This is a genomic window from Brevundimonas sp., from assembly GCF_041648115.1.
Classification (GTDB): Bacteria; Pseudomonadota; Alphaproteobacteria; order Caulobacterales; family Caulobacteraceae; genus Brevundimonas.
The window spans coordinates 218885-235927 of sequence record NZ_JBAZPR010000003.1 but is presented as its reverse complement, the minus strand read 5'-3'; the positions used below and the strand labels follow the sequence as shown (position 1 = coordinate 235927).

16 protein-coding genes are annotated in these 17043 nt (G+C 65.9%); 5 read left to right on the top strand and 11 right to left on the bottom strand.

The features are described 5' to 3' along the window. Positions 1-8 precede the first annotated feature (8 nt). From hemA to WC597_RS04170, 3 genes are all read right to left on the bottom strand, one after another. Positions 9-1235 carry a 5-aminolevulinate synthase gene (gene hemA, locus WC597_RS04180; RefSeq protein ID WP_372692001.1) on the bottom strand — a complete coding sequence of 409 codons (1227 nt, stop codon included), beginning with the start codon at positions 1233-1235 and terminating at the stop codon, positions 9-11. Positions 1236-1350: 115 nt separating this feature from the next. Further along, entirely contained in the window at positions 1351-2538 is a 1188-nt protein-coding gene (locus WC597_RS04175) for a sialidase family protein (RefSeq protein ID WP_372691999.1), read from the bottom strand. Beyond that, positions 2538-3341 carry a class I SAM-dependent methyltransferase gene (locus WC597_RS04170; RefSeq protein ID WP_372691998.1) on the bottom strand — a complete coding sequence of 268 codons (804 nt, stop codon included), beginning with the start codon at positions 3339-3341 and terminating at the stop codon, positions 2538-2540. Before WC597_RS04170 ends, WC597_RS04175 begins: the two co-directional genes overlap by 1 nt. A gap of 148 nt (positions 3342-3489) precedes the next feature. Here WC597_RS04170 and hemB point away from each other — a divergent pair, with 148 nt between their 5' ends. Together hemB and WC597_RS04160 are read left to right on the top strand one after the other, a co-directional pair. Then, the gene (gene hemB, locus WC597_RS04165) at positions 3490-4488 is read left to right on the top strand and encodes a porphobilinogen synthase (protein ID WP_372691996.1); all 999 of its coding nucleotides are present in this window, start codon (positions 3490-3492) and stop codon (positions 4486-4488) included. A gap of 5 nt (positions 4489-4493) precedes the next feature. Further along, complete coding sequence (locus WC597_RS04160; protein ID WP_372691995.1) at positions 4494-4979, top strand: N-acetyltransferase family protein; 486 nt, start codon at positions 4494-4496, stop codon at positions 4977-4979. 3 nt (positions 4980-4982) lie between these two features. Here WC597_RS04160 and WC597_RS04155 read toward each other — a convergent pair whose 3' ends face one another. Next, on the bottom strand, positions 4983-5843 hold the full coding sequence (locus WC597_RS04155) for an NAD(P)-dependent oxidoreductase (protein WP_372691994.1): 861 nt from the start codon (positions 5841-5843) through the stop codon (positions 4983-4985). Between the two features lie 116 nt (positions 5844-5959). On the opposite strand from WC597_RS04155, the gene WC597_RS04150 reads away from it, so the two are divergent. Together WC597_RS04150 and WC597_RS04145 are read left to right on the top strand one after the other, a co-directional pair. Then, positions 5960-6856, top strand: a complete 897-nt coding sequence (locus WC597_RS04150; RefSeq protein ID WP_372691993.1) for a flagellar motor protein MotB — start codon at positions 5960-5962, stop codon at positions 6854-6856. Positions 6857-6970: 114 nt separating this feature from the next. Then, positions 6971-7708: an arginyltransferase gene (locus tag WC597_RS04145; RefSeq protein WP_372691992.1), complete on the top strand. Its 738-nt coding sequence runs from the start codon at positions 6971-6973 to the stop codon at positions 7706-7708. 183 nt (positions 7709-7891) lie between these two features. Here WC597_RS04145 and parC read toward each other — a convergent pair whose 3' ends face one another. After that, positions 7892-10093, bottom strand: a complete 2202-nt coding sequence (gene parC / locus WC597_RS04140) for a DNA topoisomerase IV subunit A (RefSeq protein WP_372691991.1) — start codon at positions 10091-10093, stop codon at positions 7892-7894. 133 nt (positions 10094-10226) lie between these two features. On the opposite strand from parC, the gene WC597_RS04135 reads away from it, so the two are divergent. Next, positions 10227-11957, top strand: coding sequence for a cytochrome c biogenesis protein DipZ (locus tag WC597_RS04135; RefSeq protein ID WP_372691989.1), 1731 nt, complete (start codon positions 10227-10229; stop codon positions 11955-11957). On the opposite strand, the gene recO is transcribed toward WC597_RS04135, so the two are convergent. The 6 genes from recO to lepB are packed head-to-tail and all read right to left on the bottom strand — an operon-like array spanning position 11954 to position 17023. Further along, entirely contained in the window at positions 11954-12685 is a 732-nt protein-coding gene (recO, locus tag WC597_RS04130; RefSeq protein WP_372691987.1) for a DNA repair protein RecO, read from the bottom strand. The genes WC597_RS04135 and recO overlap by 4 nt on opposite strands. Beyond that, entirely contained in the window at positions 12685-13161 is a 477-nt protein-coding gene (locus WC597_RS04125; protein WP_372691986.1) for a nuclear transport factor 2 family protein, read from the bottom strand. The genes recO and WC597_RS04125 overlap by 1 nt, the downstream gene beginning before the upstream one ends. A gap of 48 nt (positions 13162-13209) precedes the next feature. Continuing rightward, complete coding sequence (locus WC597_RS04120) at positions 13210-14457, bottom strand: serine hydrolase domain-containing protein (RefSeq protein WP_372691985.1); 1248 nt, start codon at positions 14455-14457, stop codon at positions 13210-13212. Positions 14458-14463: 6 nt separating this feature from the next. Continuing rightward, positions 14464-15411: a GTPase Era gene (gene era / locus WC597_RS04115; RefSeq protein ID WP_372691984.1), complete on the bottom strand. Its 948-nt coding sequence runs from the start codon at positions 15409-15411 to the stop codon at positions 14464-14466. Continuing rightward, complete coding sequence (gene rnc / locus WC597_RS04110) at positions 15408-16118, bottom strand: ribonuclease III (RefSeq protein ID WP_372691983.1); 711 nt, start codon at positions 16116-16118, stop codon at positions 15408-15410. The genes era and rnc overlap by 4 nt, the downstream gene beginning before the upstream one ends. After that, a complete protein-coding gene (gene lepB / locus WC597_RS04105) occupies positions 16118-17023 on the bottom strand; it encodes a signal peptidase I (RefSeq protein ID WP_372691982.1) in 906 nt (301 codons plus the stop codon). The genes rnc and lepB overlap by 1 nt, the downstream gene beginning before the upstream one ends. Positions 17024-17043: the final 20 nt, after the last annotated feature.

Sequence of the window (17043 nt, the reverse complement as noted above, 5' to 3'; positions counted from 1 at the left end):
GCCGAGCCTCAGGCCGCGACGGGCTGGCGCGCCACGTTGCAGTGGGCGAACAGCTTGTCCATCGCCTGGACCAGATGATCCATCATGGCGTCGGTGTGGTTCGGCGAAGGCGTGAAGCGCAGGCGCTCGGTCCCCTTGGGCACGGTCGGATAGTTGATCGGCTGAACATAGACGCCGTACTCGTCCAGCAGCATGTCCGAGATCATCTTGCAGTGGATCGGATCGCCGACGTGCACGGGCACGATGTGGCTCTCGCTTTCCATCACCGGAATGCCAGCCGCCGCGAAGCGCGACTTCAGCGTCGCGGCCCGCTCCTGATGCTGGACGCGAAGTTCGGGGTGGGCCTTCAGGTGCCGCACGGAGGCCAGCGCTCCCGCCGTCAACGCCGGCGGCAACGAGGTGGTGAAGATGAAGCCCGAGGCCCAACTGCGCACCGCGTCGATGATCATGGCGTCGGCGGCGATATAGCCGCCCATCACGCCGATAGCCTTGCCCAGCGTGCATTCGATGATGTCGATCTGATCCAGCACGCCGTCACGCTCGGCCACGCCCGCGCCGGTCTCGCCATACAGGCCGACCGCATGGACTTCGTCCAGATAGGTCAGGGCGCCGTACTTCTTGGCCAAAGCAATGGTGCCGGCCAGGTCGGCGATGTCGCCATCCATCGAATAGACGCTCTCGAAGGCGATCAGCTTGGGCGCCTCGGACGGCGCCGCCGCCAGCAGAGCCTCCAGATGCGCCAGGTCGTTGTGCATGAACACATGGCGCTCGCCGCCGCCGTGGCGAATGCCGGCGATCATCGAGGCGTGGTTCAGCGAATCGGAGAAGGTGATCAGGCCGGGCAGTATCTTCTGCAGCGTCGACAGGGTCGCCTCATTGCCGACGTAGCCCGAGGTGAACAGCAGGGCCGCTTCCTTCTGGTGCCAGTCGGCCAGTTCAGCCTCCAGATCGACGGCCGAACGGGTGGTGCCCGAAATGTTGCGTGTGCCGCCTGCGCCGGCGCCGACCGCATCGATCTCATTGTGCATGGCGTCCAGAACGACGGGATGCTGGCCCATGCCCAGATAGTCGTTGGAGCACCAGATCACGACGTCCTGCTGTGAACCGTCGTCGCGGCGGCGCACCGCCAGCGGAAACTGTCCGCGCACGCGTTTCAGATCGGCGAAGACGCGGTAACGTCCTTCGCTGCGAACCTGCTCCACCGAGCTTTTAAAGGCGGCCTTATAGTCGAACAAACTACGCGTTCTTTCGCTTATGGCGATGTCTTTGCGTTATTTGCTCCCCCGGCGCGGGCTTGTCCATGTCCGCCACATGGACAAAACGACCCAAACCCTTAATTGATAACGGTTCTCAGTATTGCAGGGATCGCAGCGGGACGCGCGTGACCTGCACATCCTCCTTGTTCGCGGCATAGGCGACGTAGAGGTAGGCGCCCCACACGACGCTCTTTGGATAGTGATAGCCCGGCCGCTTGTACTGCCCCTCGAACCGCAACGGCTGAAGGTCGCCTTGCCCCCGCAACAGATGGCTGCGATCGAACAGGCGACCGTCGCGGCTAAGCGTCACCGCCAGCGGCAGGCGGGGTCGGTCGCTGTTGGGCGCATTGACCAGATAGGCCGTTCCGTCCGGCAGATTGCCGGCGCTCTGCTTGGCGCGAGCGTCCGGCATGTCGGTCAACACCGGCGTCGTCCAGGTCACGCCCCGGTCGCAGCTTTCGGACGCCAGTTGGCGGAAGCTGAGCTCCTCGTCCCTGAACACCATGACCACGCAGCCATCGGCGCGCCGGAACAGACTGGGTTCGATCTCGCGGCTGAGACGACGCTCGTGTGCGGCCTGGGCGCCGCTGGCGTCGCGCGGCAGGTTCTCCATCTGGCCCGCCGTCCATCCTGTGACGCCCAGCGAATCATCGGTGAAGAAGGGCGTCGCGATCATGCCGGGTCGCAGGTGAAAGCCCGTCATCACCCGACCGTCGATCAGGTGTGGATCCTGTTCGATCACGCCTTCGACCGGACGACCGTCCGCGCCGGTCACGCGACGCGGATCGCTCCAGGTCACGCCGTCCGTGCTGGTTCTATATTCAGTGAAGCCGCCCGCACCGGACTGAAAACCCTCGGGCCAGACATTGACATAGGCCACCAGAGTTTCGCCGTCGGTCCACCAGCCGCCGCTGGAATGCATCCGCCCGCCCTGCCCCTTTGGCGCCAACACATGAGGCGCCGCCCACGTCTCGCCGTCGTCGCTGACGCTGTAGGCGACCCAGGTGTCGGCGGCGTCCTCGTCCCGCGCTGAGCTTTGCCACTGGGCGTAGAGGCGGCCCCTGAAGGGGATCAGCACCACGCCATTGCTGAACCGATCCGTGTCCTGCGTCGGCGCGAAGACGGTGAAAGTCTCGGTCCCCGGCGCAGGCGTCAGGCCCAGATCGGGCGCATCCAGCCGAAACAGATTCGGCGCGACCGTATAAGGCGGATCGCCGTCAGCCGCCGCGACCGGCCCGCAGATCAGAACCAGCGCCGTCGCCAGCGCGGCCGTCACCCGCATCAGCCCGGCTTGCGGAAGCGATAGACGAACTGGTCGGTCTTGCCGCGAATCTTCTCGTCGAAGACGTTCAGGCTGTGGTCGTCGGCCGGATTGGCGACAGCCGTGCTCTCACCCTCATAGACGAAGCCCGCCGCCTCGACCTCGCGCTTCAGATAGTCGCCTTCGATGCGGTGCAGGGTCTGGACCGCCGAAATGCCCGTGCCGGGCGCCGCCTCATGGTCGATCAGGATGTAACGCCCGCCGGGCTTCAGCGCGGCGAACACGGCCGCATTCATTTTGGCCACGTCGGTGTTGAAGCCGGGGATGTGGAAGTCGTGGTATTCCTGGCTCATGAAGATCATGTCCAGCGGCTCGGCGTAGGTCATCGAGTCCAGCAGGCCGTTGACGCGCGTGACATTGGAATAGGCAGCGGCAAGGGCGTCCGCTCCGGCGTTCTCCCGCGCCATCGTCCGCTCGGGCACGAAGGCGTAGACCCGGCCGGTCGGGCCGACCACGTCAGAGAACAGGCGGGTGAAATAGCCGGCGCCGGGGCGGATGTCGGCGACCTTGTCGCCCGGAGCCAGTTGGGCGAAGGCCAGGATCTCGGCCGGATGACGCAGCGGATCACGCGCCACCTCTTCGGCCGGACGCTTCGTGTCGGCGACGGCGTCGGTATAGAGCGAGACATAGGACGGCGACGCCATCACGGCGTTGTCGCCCGCGACCACGGTCCGCGACCCGCCGTCGGACGACACGATGATACAGGCCGAAAGGCCCGTCGCAAGAGCCAGAACCGCCGCGCCGGCCGCCAATCGCTTGATCATCGTCATCTCCCTGGATTTGGCGCTGATAGGCTCGCATTTCGCCGATCCGCGCAAGCCGTCATCACGCGCGAAACGATCCGACGCATCACGCGATTTGCGCCCTGGTCGCTGCGGCGCTAGTCCGACGGCAAGTTTCCAAGGTTTCGTCATGCTTCCCTATCAGCCCGCCCCCTTCCCGCTCGCCCGTCCGCGCCGCCTGCGGTCCAGCCCGTGGGTGCGTAGGCTGGTGGCGGAGACGACCCTGACGCCGGCCGATCTGATCTGGCCGCTGATCGTCCACGACGGCGCCGAGGATCGGGTTCCCGTCGCCTCCATGCCCGACGTCTTCCGCCTGTCGCCAAAGGCCGCTGCGGCTACGGCGGTTGAGGCCCGCGACCTGGGCATTCCGATGATCGCCCTGTTTCCGAACGTGGACGGCGCGATCAAGGATGCGGTAGGCACGGGCGCGACCGATCCCGACGGTCTGATCCCCGACTGTATCAAGGCCATCAAGGACGCCGCGCCCGAGATCGGCGTCATGACCGACGTGGCGCTGGACTGCTACACCGACCACGGCCACGACGGGGTGATGGAGGGCGACCGGATCGCCAACGACGCCTCGCTGGACCGGCTGGCCGAACAGGCCTTCATCCACGCCCACGCCGGCGCCGATGTGGTCGCTCCCTCCGACATGATGGACGGCCGCATCCAGGCGGTGCGCGAGGCGCTGGAGGCCAACGGCTTTTCCGACACCCTGATCCTGTCCTATGCGGCCAAGTTCGCCTCGGCCTTCTACGGCCCCTACCGTGACGCCGTCGGCTCTTCGACCCTGCTGAAGGGCGACAAGAAGACCTATCAGATGGACTACGCCAACTCCGACGAGGCCCTAAAGGAGGTCGCGATGGACCTGTCGGAAGGCGCAGACGCCGTGATGGTCAAGCCGGGCATGCCCTATCTGGACATCGTCCGGCGTGTGTCCGAGACCTTCAGCGTTCCAACCTTCGCCTATCAGGTGTCGGGCGAATATTCGATGATGCAGGCCTCCATCGCCAACGGCTGGCTGGATCAGGACCGCGCGATCCTTGAGACCCTGCACGGGTTCAAGCGCGCCGGCTGTGCAGGCGTGCTGACCTATTTCGCGCCTCAGGCCGCACGGCTGCTGGGCTGATGGGCTTGGAAATCCGACCGATCGCGGATGCCGACTGGCCCGGCCTGTGGCCGATCATCGAGGCCGTCACCCGCGCGGGCGAGACCTATACCTATCCGCTGGACATGACCGAGGCGCAGGCCCGCATAATGTGGACGCCGCCTGCGCCCGGCGGAACTCTGGTCGCGATCGAGGACGGCCAGGTGCTGGGCGCCGCCAAGATCATTCCGAACCAGCAAGGAAACGGCGCCCACGTCGCCAACGGCAGCTTCATGGTCGCCACTGCCGCACGCGGTCGAGGCGTGGCCCGCAGCTTGGGCGAGGCCGCTCTGACCTTCGCTCGCGACGCCGGTTTCAAGTCGATGCAGTTCAATGCGGTCGTCGAGACCAACACCGTCGCCGTCGGCCTGTGGAAGGCGCTGGGCTTCGAGATCGTCGGCACAGTCCCCGAGGCCTTCGATCATCCGGCCCACGGCCTGGTCGGCCTGCACCTCATGCACCGCAAACTTTAGGCTTCAGTCGCGGGGTTGTAGTCGCGCCGCCAGGCTGGACGTATCCCAGCGGTTTCCGCCCATGGCCTGAACCTCGGCGTAAAATTGATCGACGAGAGCCGTCAGGCTCAGCCGCGCGCCGTTCGACCGCGCCTCGTCCAGCACCAGGCCCAAATCCTTGCGCATCCAGTCGACGGCGAAGCCGAACTCGAACTCGCCCTTGGCCGCCGTCTTCCAGCGATTGTCCATCTGCCAGCTTTGCGCCGCGCCCTTCGACACGGCTTCATAGGCGGCGTCGGTATCCAGGCCGGCGACCTGGGCGAAATGCACCGCCTCTGCCAGGCCCTGAACCACGCCGGCGATGGCGATCTGATTGACCATCTTGGTCAGTTGGCCCGATCCGGCCGGTCCCATGTGCTTGATCGCCTTGGAATAGGCTTTCAGCGCCGGTTCCGCCGTCGCCAGGGCGGCGGCTTCCCCGCCAGCCATGACGCTGAGCTGCCCGTTCTCGGCGCCGGTCTGACCGCCTGACACTGGTGCATCGACGAACTGGCGCCCTTGCCCCTGGGCCAGTTCCGCCATCTCGCGCGCCACCTTGGACGAGGTCGTGGTGTGGTCCACGATAACCGCGCCTTCGGCCAGATGCGGCAGGGCCTCGGTCACGACGGCCCGCACGTCGTCATCATTGCCGACGCACAGGATGAACAGTTCGACGCCCTGCGCCGCCTCCGCCACCGTCGCGGCCGACTTGCCGCCTGTCGCCGCCGCCCAGGCCCGCGCCTTCGCCGTCGTGCGATTGAAGCCGGTCACGTCGTGGCCCGCCTCGACCAGATGACGCGCCATCGGGGCGCCCATGACGCCCAGGCCGGCGAATGCGATCTTCATGACAGGCTCCTTGATCTCGCCGTCGGACTAGGCCGGGTCGCGCCGGGGTTCAAGGTCAACGCCCGGTTAACCTTGGCGAGGGCATTATGGGACAACACTCCTCGGGATACGTGTCCATGTCCGTGAGCGATCGTCCGATCCTCATCAAGAAGGTCAAGAAGGTCTCCGGCGGAGGCCACCACGGCGGCGCGTGGAAGGTGGCCTATGCGGACTTCGTGACCGCCATGATGGCCTTCTTCCTGCTGATGTGGCTGATCAACACGACCGACCCCGAACAAAAGCGCGGCATCGCCGAATATTTCGCACCCGCCAGCGTGTCCGAGACGACCTCCGGCTCGGGCGGCATCCTGGGCGGCACGTCGCTGGGCGACGATGGTCCCAAGAGTTCCGGCTCGCAATCCGTGCTGCAGGAACTGGCGCCCGAGGCGCCGGCGACCGACCAGACCGGCCCCAGTTCGAACCTGTCCTCCGCCAGCGACGCCGCCCTTCAGGCCGAAATCCAGAAACGCGAAGCCGCCGAGTTCGCCAGCGCCGCCGAATCCTTGCGTCAGGCCATGCAGTCGATGCCGGAACTGGCCGAGCTGTCGAAACAGCTGATCGTCGATCAGACGCCTGAGGGCTTGCGCATCCAGCTGGTCGATCAGGAAGGCCGGTCGATGTTCGACAACAACTCGTCACGACCGAACGCGCGGGCCCAGGTCCTGCTGCGCGCCATCTCCAAGGTCATCAATCAACTGCCGAACCGGATCTCCATCACCGGCCACACCAGCGCCACGCCGGGTTCCAGCCGCGCCAGCGCGCCGGCCGACTGGACCCTGTCATCCGAACGCGCCAACGGCTCGCGCCTGGTGCTTCAGGGCGCAGGCGTCGATCCCGACCGGGTCTATTCGGTGGCGGGCAAGGCGGGGTCCGACCCCCTCTATCCCGACGACCCCACGCTCGCCGGCAACCGCCGCATCGCCATCGTCCTGTTGCGCGAGGCGCCTGTCCTGCCGATGGATACCTCGTTGTGACCCCGCTCGGCTGCGACGTGAACACGCTTGCAGCCCAGCCACGAATGACGCCAAATCGCGCCATGAGCGTTCAACTGTCGCAATATTGGCAAGATCGGATGCGGACCTGAGGCCGTGACCCAGCACGTACCGACCCGCCAGCTCCGGTTCTTCATGACCTCGGTCGCGCCCTGCCCCTATCTGCCGGGCAAGACCGAGCGGAAGGTGTTCGCCAACCTGCCCTTCTCCGACGGCGCCCACGTCAACGACGAACTGACCATCGCCGGCTTCCGCCGCAGCCAGAACATCGCCTATCGCCCGGCCTGCGAGGCCTGCGACGCCTGCGTTTCCGTGCGTCTGCCCGTGCCCGAGTTCGCATTCAGCCGCTCTCAACGCAAGGTTCTGGCCCGCAACGCCGATCTGTCGCGCGATCTGGTCGAGGCCGAGGCGACGACCGAGCAGTTCCAGCTTCTGCGCCGCTATCTGACCACACGCCATCCGACCGGCGGCATGAGCGACATGGGCTGGCTCGACTATGTCGCCATGGTCGAGGACACGGCCGTCCGCACCCATCTGATCGAATATCGTCTGCCCTCGACCGACGGCGGCCCCGGCGATCTGGTCGCCGTGACCCTGACCGACCTGCTCAAGGACGGGCTATCGATGGTCTACAGCTTCTACGATCCGACGATGGAGCGCCGCAGCCTGGGGCGGTTCGCCATTCTCGATCACGTCCGCCAAGCCGCGATCGTCGGCTTGCCCTTCGTCTATCTGGGCTACTGGGTCCAGGGCTCGGCCAAGATGGACTACAAGGCCGACTTCCGCCCGATGGAAGTCCTCGGCAAGCTGGGCTGGGCCCGGAGGGAAGACTAAAGCCCGCCCCTCTCCCCCCCCGTTTCGGGGAGGGTCGTCGCGCCAGCGACGGGGTGGGGGCGGCCCGCTAGGGACGCACATTTTTCATCAAAACAGGTCTGTGGGACGTCGCTCTGCCCTCCCCACCCGGCTTCGGCTGCGCCTCAGCCACCCTCCCCGAAACGGGGAGGGAGAAGTAACTTTCTACCTGAACTTCCTTAAGCCCCGCGGCCCCTGACGGCCGGCGCCGGCGCGTTTGCCCAGCCAATCCTTCCAGTCGGGCCAGTTGCGACGTCGTCCGCCGCCATCGGCCCATTCCGGCCCCTGTTCGGCGTTGAACACGGTCACGTCGGCCAGGCCGCCCTGTTTGAAGTTCTGCAAACGCACGCCCTTGCCGCGACCCATCTCGGGCAGTTCTGCCAGCGGGAAGATCAGCGCCTTGATGTTCTCGCCTATGGTCGCGACGTGATCCCCGGTGACCCGCAGCACGGCCAGCATGTCGCCGTTCAGCACCTGCTTGCCGCCCCGCTTCTGGGCCAGTGTGTCGTCTTCCGGCGCGATGAAGCCGTAACCGGCCTTGGACGCGATCAGCAGTTTGCCGCCCGGCTGATGCGCCAGGACGTTGATGATTTCGGCCTTCTCGTCCAGATCGATCATCAGGCGCAGCGGCTCGCCATGCCCTCGACCCGACGCAAGCTTGTCGGCCCCGATGGTGAAGATGCGCCCATCCGACGCCGCCACCAGCAGCTTATCGGTCGTATAGGCCGGCACGAGATAGGCAAGCTGGTCACCTTCCTTGAACTTCAGTTCCGACGGATCCTCGACCTTGCCCTTGGCGGCGCGGATCCAGCCGCGTTCCGACAGGATGACGGTTATCGCTTCACGCGGGATGAAGGCCTCGGGCGCGACGAAGGCCGAGCTGTCGACGGCGTCGGCGATGGTGGTCCGACGCGGCGAGATCAGCGCCTTGCGCACCACCTCCAGCTCCTTGGACACGGCCTTCCACTGCTTGCCTTCCGACGACGTCAGCGCTTGCAGATGTGCAAGTTCTTCCGACAACGCATTGAATTCCTTCTCGATCGCCATTTCCTCGATCCGCGCCAACTGACGTAGACGGGTGTCGAGAATATAGTCGGACTGGGCTTCGGTCAGACCGAAGCGGGCGATCAGCACCGCCTTGGGCTGCTCCTCCTCGCGAACGATGCGGATCACCTCGTCCAGGTTGAGGAAGACGATGCGCAGGCCTTCCAGCAGGTGAAGCCGCTTCTCGACCCGCTCGATCCGCCATTGCGAACGTCGGTTCAAGACCACGCGGCGGTGATCCAGGAAGGCGCGCAGGCAGTCCTTCAGCCCCATGACGCGCGGCGTGCCGCTGGCGTCCAGCACGTTCATGTTGATCGGGAAGCGGACCTCCAGATCGGACAGTTTGAACAGGCTTTCCATCAGCATTTCAGGCTCGATGGTGCGGTTCTTGGGCTCCAGGATCAGGCGGATATCCTCGGCGGACTCGTCGCGCACGTCGCCCAGCAGCGGCGCCTTCTTGTGCTCGATCAGGTCCGCCAGCGCCTCGATCAGGCGCGACTTCTGAACTTGGTACGGCATCTCGGTGACGATGATCCGCCACACGCCGCGCCCCAGGTCCTCGGTCTCCCAACGCGCGCGCAGACGCACCCCGCCCCGGCCCGTCTCATAGGCGTCCAGGATAGAGGCATGACCTTCGACGGCCACGCCGCCGGTCGGGAAGTCCGGTCCCGGCACCAGTTGCACCAGTTCCGCCGTCGTCGTCTCGGGCCTGTCCAGCAGCATCTGGCAGGCGTCGATCAGCTCACCGACATTGTGCGGCGGGATCGAAGTCGCCATGCCGACGGCGATGCCGGACGAGCCGTTGGCAAGCAGATTGGGGAAGCCGGCCGGCAGGACGATGGGCTCCTCGTCCTGATCGTCATAGGTGGCGCGGAAATCCACCGAATCCTGATCGATCCCCTCCAGCAACAGCACGGCGGCAGGCGTCAGCTTGCACTCGGTATAGCGCATGGCTGCGGCGCTATCGCCGTCGATATTGCCGAAATTCCCCTGACCGTCGACCAGCGGATAGCGCTGGGCGAAATCCTGGGCCAGACGCACCAGGGCCTCATAGATCGAGGCGTCGCCGTGAGGGTGGTATCCGCCCATGACTTCGCCGACGACCTTGGCGCATTTGCGCGCCGCCGCCTGCGGGTTCAGCCGCATCTGGTGCATGGCGTACAGGATGCGCCGGTGCACGGGCTTGAACCCGTCGCGCACGTCCGGCAGGGCGCGGTTGGTGATGGTCGACAGGGCGTAGGCCAGATAGCGACGGCTGAGCGCCGTCTCCATCGGCTCGTCGATGATACGGCCGCCTTCCGGCGGCGGGGCATGGATCGTCATGGCTCTGCGAATCGGGGATCGGAAGCGATAAGTCTAGCCCGCCCAGCCGCAGATTGGGGGATAAGCGCGTTGCGGAGTTACCAAAGTCCTCCGCCGTTCGTATGTGAGACACACATCATCGTCAGGCCGCGCCATGATCCTGTTCCTGCTTTCCTATCTCGCTGGCGTCCTGACCATCATCAGTCCTTGCATATTGCCTGTCCTGCCGTTCGTTTTCGCGCGTGCCGGCCGGCCGTTCCTGCGCAATGGGTTTCCGCTGCTGGTTGGGATGGCGGTCACCTTCGCGGGCGTGGCGACGCTGGCGGCGCTGGGCGGCGGGTGGGCGGTGCGCGCCAATGAGGTCGGGCGCTGGGTCGCGCTGGGCGTGATGGCGGTCCTGGGCCTGAGCTTGCTGTTCCCCGCAGTGGGCGACCGGCTGATGCGGCCGTTCGTCGCCGCCGGTTCCTGGCTGACGGACCGTGCGGAACGTCACAGTGGTGATCAGGGCGAGGTGCGAGCCTCTCTGCTGCTGGGCGTTGCGACGGGTCTGCTGTGGGCGCCGTGCGCCGGGCCGATCCTGGGCGTGATCCTGACGGGCGCCGCGCTTCAGGGCGCGGGCGTCGGCACGACGGTGTTGCTGCTGGCCTATGCGGCGGGCGCGGCGACGTCCCTGGGTCTGGCCCTGCTGGTCGGCGGTCGTGTGTTCAAGGCCATGAAGGGCGCATTGGGCGTCGGCGAATGGGTGCGTCGCGGGCTGGGCGTGCTGGTCCTGATCGGCGTGGTCGTCATCGGCCTGGGCGCCGATACCGGCCTGCTGACCCGTATTTCCGCCGCCAGCACAGGCCGGATCGAACAGGCGCTGCTGGGTGGGATCGGGCGCGGCATGCCGACGAACGAAGCCCCGACCGATCTGGCGAACCTGCCGGTCGAGGGCGTCATGCCGCCGCTGACGGGCGCGACGACCTGGATCAACTCCCCGCCCCTGACGACCGAGCAACTGCGCGGCAAGGTCGTGGTGGTCGATTTCTGGACCTACTCCTGCATCAACTGCATCCGCTCCATCCCCTACGTCCGCGCCTGGGCCGAGAAGTACAAGGATCAGGGCCTGGTGGTGATCGGCGTCCACACGCCGGAGTTCGCTTTCGAAAAATCCGAGGCCAACGTCCGCCAGAACATTCAGCGGTTGGGCATCACCTATCCCGTCGCCATGGACAACGAATTCGGCATCTGGCGCGCGTTCAAGAACCAGTACTGGCCCGCCCACTACTTCATCGACGCCAAGGGCCAGATTCGTCACCACCACTTCGGCGAAGGCGACTATGAGGGCTCCGAACGGGTGATCCAGCAACTGCTCAAGGAAGCCGGGGCCGCAAACGTCGCCAGCAATGTCGTCAGCGTCCAGGCTCAGGGTGCTGAGGCGGCCGCCGACATGGCCCAGGTCCAATCGCCGGAAACCTATGTCGGCTATGCCCGCGCCGAGAACTTCCGTTCGCCCGGCGGCCTGGCCAATGATGTCATCAAGGACTACGTCGCCGCGCCGCTGCAACTGAACGGCTGGAACCTGTCCGGCCGCTGGAGGGTCACCCGCGAACACGCCGACCTTCAGACTGCTGGAGGGCGTGTCGCATTCCGCTTCAAGGCCCGCGACCTGCATCTGGTCATGGGGCCGAGCAAGCCGGGCGCCCCGGTCCGTTTCCGCGTCCGGATCGATGGCGCCGCGCCAGGCTCGAACGCGGGCAGCGACATCGACGCCCAGGGCCTGGGTCGGGTCGATGGTGAACGGCTCTATCAACTGGTTCGCCAGACGGGTGCGGTGCGCGAGCGGACGTTCCAGATCGAATTCCTGGATCCCGGCGTTCAGGTGTTCGCCTTCACCTTCGGCTAGAGCCGGCCTGCGTCGCCCAGCTTGTCCAGCATCCACACGCGCGCGGCCGGCAGGGGCTTGTTCTGCGGGTGGAATACGAACTGTTCGAGGAAATGCCCGGTCAGATCGAACCCAGCCTTCACGTCGCCCTCGATTAACCCCGCCTGGGCGCCCAGCATGAAGGGCGGCAGGGTCAGCATCTTGTCCGCATAGGGCGCGCCGGCTTCGCGGCTGACCGCCCGGCCGGTGCGGGGGCTGACGTAGATCAGGTCATCGGCCGTGCCCGTCGCCGCGCATTTCGACAGATCGAGGCCAAAGCCCAGGTCTTCCAGCAGCCCCGCCTCGAACCGCACGAAGACGGCGGGCCAGACATCCGGCAGGGCGAAGGCCGCCATCAGCGCCTCGAAGGCCAGAAAGATGCCCGGGTGCGGCTCGCGCTCGGGCAAGGCCCCTTGCGCCACGCCGGCCGCCGCCGCCAACCCGGTCAGCGCCAGGGCGTCGTCGAACAGGGCGCTGGGCCCCTCGCCTACCGGCTCCAGCCGCGCAGCGCCCAGATGATCCGAGGTTCGCGCGCGATAGTCCGCCACGACCCGCGCTCCAGCTTGCAGGAACGGCTTCATCTTGCGCGACGCCCCGCCCGCGACATAGGCGGACCGTCGACCATGGTTCTCGGTCAACAGGTCCACCACGGACCCGGTGTCGCCATGGCTGCGCGCCGACAGGACGAACGCCTCTTCGTGAAAGTCCATCAGTCGGCCGGCCCTTCGGCGATCAATCCGACCACGCCCTTGGCCTTGTCGTTCGGCACGGTGAAGCTGAGGACATATTGCTCGATCTTCCAGCCGTCGTCGGTCAGACGCAGCACGCCCGATCCCCGCGTCAGCCCATAGGCGTCGTTGTCCAGCAGTTCGTCGAACCAGACGATGCAGCGACAATCGCCCGGCGCCAATGTCGCCACCCGGTCATGCGGCCGATAGGTCCAGCCCTTTCCGCGCGAGAAGAACGGCGTCGCATAGGCGCGAAACTCGGCCAGCGACCAGCGCTCGGTCGCATCCGTGCCGATGAACCGGGCGTTGGGGGTGAACAGGTCGAAATAGGCCGGGCCGTCCGCGCGTGATGCGGCCTCATGCATCCGGTCCAGAACGACGCCTGCGGTGACACTGGGGTCATCCGACGCCTGCATCAGAGACGCGGACAGGGCGATGGTGGCGAAAAGGGCGATCATGCGTCTGTTCTAGTCCTGTTCTCCCCGTTGGGAAACCAGGTGGATGCCTCAGCGCGCCAGCGTCGTCGGAAACTCGCGACCCAGGGCTTCGGCCATCGCCTGCTGGCTGATCAGGAATACCTGGTCGCGCAGGTGATAATTGTTGGACAGTACGATCACCGTCACGTCGGCGTCGGGTTGATACAGCATCAGGTTGCGGAACCCGCCCCAACTGCCGGTGTGATAGATCTGGCGGTCTTGGAAACTGGGCTGCACCTGATCGCCCAGACGATTGGCGAAGATGCCGAAACCCCAGTCCCGACGCGGATGGCTGCGCTCGTTCGGTTTCATGTCCGCTGGCGCATGGTCGGCCAGCATCTGCTGGTAACTGCCCGGCGTCAGCAGCGCGCCGCGGTGCAGCGCCCTTTGCCAGACCAGCAGGTCGTCCAGGGTCGAATAGACCGCGCCCGCCCCCGCAACGATGGAGGTATTGGCGTTCGGCTGGGCCGCCAGACCGCCTGGGAAGTTGGCGTAGCCCATGATGACGCCGTGATCGCCGCCGTCCAGATCCAGCCCGCTGTCCTTCATGCCCAGAGGCTTGAAGAAGGTCTCGCGCATATAGGTCTGATACGGCTTGCCGCTGGCTTTTTCGACGATAGCAGCGGCCAGGTTGAAGGCGGCGTTGTCGTATCGGACCTCGGTCCCCGGTTCGAACTGCAGGCCGAACCGCTTCGAATCCTCGGTCAGCTCGTCCAGCGTCGCGTGCGTCGTGCGCCGCATGCCCCAGCCGGGCCGCGCCATCAGGTCGGGAATGCCCGAGGTGTGCGACAGCAGATGACTGATCCGCACCGGCGCCCAGGCCTGCGGGCAGGGCTGGATCCATTTGCAGACAGGGTCGGAGACGTTCAGCTTGCCTTCGTCCTGAAGCTTCAGGATCGCCGTCGCCGTGAACTGTTTGGAGATCGATGCCAGGCGGAAGCGCGAGTCCAGCGCCAGCGGCTCGTCCCGCTCGTAATTCGCCTTGCCATAGACCTGGCGGAACAGCACCCGGTCGCCCTTGGCCACCAGAACCGCCCCCATGAACCGTCCTGCCGCCGCCTCGCGATCCAGGCGCGCCGCCAGTTGCGGCAAGTCCTGAACAACTACCACAGGCGGACGCGGCGGCGCATCGGCCCGCTCCGTCACCAAGGCTGCATCGGTCTTGGGTGGAACAGCCGTGGCGATGCCGCCCCAGACCGCGCCGCCGAGGATCAGCGCCCCAAGGACGCCCAGAACAAGCCGGGGATGGCCCCCGGCAGTACGCGGTACTTCAAACACAGGAACTCAGACGTCGAAATCCAGACCAAACTGGGCGTAGAGCGCCCGCGAATCCTGCCACTTCGGATCGACCTTCACCGTCAGGAATAGGTGGACCTGGCGACCGAGCAGCTCGTTCAGCTCTTCGCGGGACTTCTGGCCGATCCATTTCAGGGTCTGGCCGCCCTTGCCCAGGACGATGGGCCGCTGGCTCTCGCGCTCGACATAGATGGTCTGTTCGATCCGGGCCGATCCGTCGGCGCGGTCCTCGAAACTGGTCGTCTCCACAGCCGCCGAATAGGGCAGTTCCTCATGGACGCGCAGATAGACCTTCTCGCGCGTGATCTCCGCCGCCAAGACCCGCACCGGCACATCGGCCGCCTGATCCTCGGGATAGAGCCACGGCCCCTTGGGCATGGACAAGGCAAGACGCTGTTTCAGATCCTCGACGCCGTCGCCATTGGCGGCCGAGATCATATAGACCTCGGAATAGACGCCGCTCTCGAACAGCTTCTGCGACAGGGCCAGCAGGGTGTCGCGCCGCATGCCGTCGATCTTGTTCAGCGCCAGCACCACCTTGGTTCCGGTGGACTGCAAGTTGGCGATGATGGTCTCGGTGTCCTCGGCCGAGCGGCGATCCGCCGCCGTGCCTTCCCGACCTTCCGAGTTGATGTGCGACTGTGCGTCGATCAGGTGGACGACTATATCCGCATCCTGGGCCCCGCCCCAGGCCGAGGCGACCATGGCCCGGTCCAGACGACGGCGCGGGGTGAAGATTCCGGGCGTGTCCACCAGCACGATCTGGGCGTCGCCTTCCATGGCGATGCCACGCACGGGAAAGCGCGTAGTCTGCACCTTCTGCGTGACGATGGAGACCTTGGATCCGGTCAGCCGGTTCACCAGCGTGGACTTGCCGGCGTTCGGCGCGCCAATGATGGCGGCGAAGCCCGCGCGCTGGTTTTCGAAATCGGTCAAATGACGCCTTCACGTTTGAGGAGAGCCGTTGCGGCCGCCTTCTCCGCCTCCTGACGCGAACGCCCTTGCGCGGTCAAGGGCTGCACGTCCTGCACGGAAACTTCGACGGTGAATGTCGGCGCATGATCCGAACCCGTCCGATCCGACACGCGATAGGTCGGCAGCGGCCTGCCCTTGCCTTGCGCCCATTCCTGAAGCGCCGATTTGGGATTGGTCACGGTCCGCGACGGCGGCGCCGACAGTTCGTCGGCCCAGGCGACTTCGAAGAAGCTTCGCGCCGCATCCAGACCGCCGTCCAGGTAGACGGCCGCCAGTATGGCCTCGACCGCATCGGCGATGACGCCCGCCTTGCGACGGCCGCCGGTCTTGGTCTCGCCGGGCGACAGACGCAGGGCCGGACCGACGCCCAGGGCCTCGCCGACGCGGGCGCAAGCGGTCTTGTCGACCAGAGCATGCAGGCTTGAAGACAGCTGACCTTCGTCGGCCGTCGGGAACTCGGCCGACAGCCGCTCGGCGACCAGCAGTCCCAGCACCCGGTCGCCCAGGAACTCTAGTCGCTCGTTGTCGCGCGGGCCGTGAATCCCGACCGGCGCCCCCTCGCCCACGCTGGCGTGGGTCAGGGCGCGCTCCAGCAGGGCCTTGTCCTTGAACGTGTGTCCCAGGCGCGTTTCCAGCGCCGTGACGGCTTCGGCTCGCGTATTCGCCATTACTTCAAGACGTTGAAGAACCGGTCGAGCCGCACGTTGAACCAGCTGACAGGGTTCCACAGCGACGAACCGGGCTTCCAAGAGAACAGGATGATCTGGGCCTTGCCGACCAAGTTCTCGGCCGGGACCATGCCCACGCCGCTGGACTGTTCGACGCGGCTGTCGATCGAGTTGTCGCGGTTGTCGCCCATCATGAAGTAGTGGCCGGCCGGGACTTCATAGACCGGGGTGTCGTCCAGATCATTTCCGGGACCGAAGTCCTGGGTCATGAAACTCTTGCCTTCCGGCAGGGTCTCGCGGACCTCGGTCACGGGGCGCGGGCCGAAGATGTCGTTGATCTCCTGCTCGCTGACCACCACGTCCTGAACGGGTTTGTCGTTGATATACAACTTATTGGCGATCATCTGGATGCGGTCGCCGGGCAGGCCGATCACGCGCTTGATGAAGTCGGTCTTGTTATCGCGCGGCAGTTTGAACACGACGATGTCGCCGCGCTTGGGCGCCGAACCCATGATCCGGCCGTCGAACAGCGGCGGGCTGAATGGGATCGAGTGCTTCGAGAAGCCGTACGACCACTTCGACACGACGATATAGTCGCCTTCATAGAGGTTGGGCTCCATTGAGGCCGACGGAATGGTGAAGGGCTGGAAAAGGAAGATCCGCAGCACCATCGCGATCAGCAGGGCGAAGATGATGGTCTTGAAGATTTCGCCGGTCTCGCTGGCGGCCGACGGCGTCTTGTCGCGACCGCCCGGCTTTTGCGCATAGACCTTTTGGTTCGACGTGGTCGCGTTCGAAGTCGGCGACTTGACCGCCTCGACCGGCGCGTCGGCCTCCGACGCCGCGAAGACTTCCTCGGGCGTGGCGTCACGCTTGGCGTCGTGGGGCTTTTGGTCTTCGCTCATGCGATCAGGCATCCCTTGCC

Excerpts from the sequence above, each read along its gene's own strand:
- recO (WP_372691987.1), bottom strand. The coding sequence starts at position 12,685 with ATGGACTTTCACGAAGAGGCGTTCGTCCTGTCGGCGCGCAGCCATGGC.
- WC597_RS04155 (WP_372691994.1), bottom strand. The coding sequence starts at position 5,843 with ATGAAGATCGCATTCGCCGGCCTGGGCGTCATGGGCGCCCCGATGGCG.
- hemB (WP_372691996.1), top strand. The coding sequence starts at position 3,490 with ATGCTTCCCTATCAGCCCGCCCCCTTCCCGCTCGCCCGTCCGCGCCGC.
- WC597_RS04175 (WP_372691999.1), bottom strand. The coding sequence starts at position 2,538 with ATGCGGGTGACGGCCGCGCTGGCGACGGCGCTGGTTCTGATCTGCGGG.
- WC597_RS04170 (WP_372691998.1), bottom strand. The coding sequence starts at position 3,341 with ATGATCAAGCGATTGGCGGCCGGCGCGGCGGTTCTGGCTCTTGCGACG.
- WC597_RS04150 (WP_372691993.1), top strand. The coding sequence starts at position 5,960 with ATGTCCGTGAGCGATCGTCCGATCCTCATCAAGAAGGTCAAGAAGGTC.
- parC (WP_372691991.1), bottom strand. The coding sequence starts at position 10,093 with ATGACGATCCATGCCCCGCCGCCGGAAGGCGGCCGTATCATCGACGAG.
- WC597_RS04125 (WP_372691986.1), bottom strand. The coding sequence starts at position 13,161 with ATGATCGCCCTTTTCGCCACCATCGCCCTGTCCGCGTCTCTGATGCAG.
- lepB (WP_372691982.1), bottom strand. The coding sequence starts at position 17,023 with ATGAGCGAAGACCAAAAGCCCCACGACGCCAAGCGTGACGCCACGCCC.
- rnc (WP_372691983.1), bottom strand. The coding sequence starts at position 16,118 with ATGGCGAATACGCGAGCCGAAGCCGTCACGGCGCTGGAAACGCGCCTG.
- WC597_RS04135 (WP_372691989.1), top strand. The coding sequence starts at position 10,227 with ATGATCCTGTTCCTGCTTTCCTATCTCGCTGGCGTCCTGACCATCATC.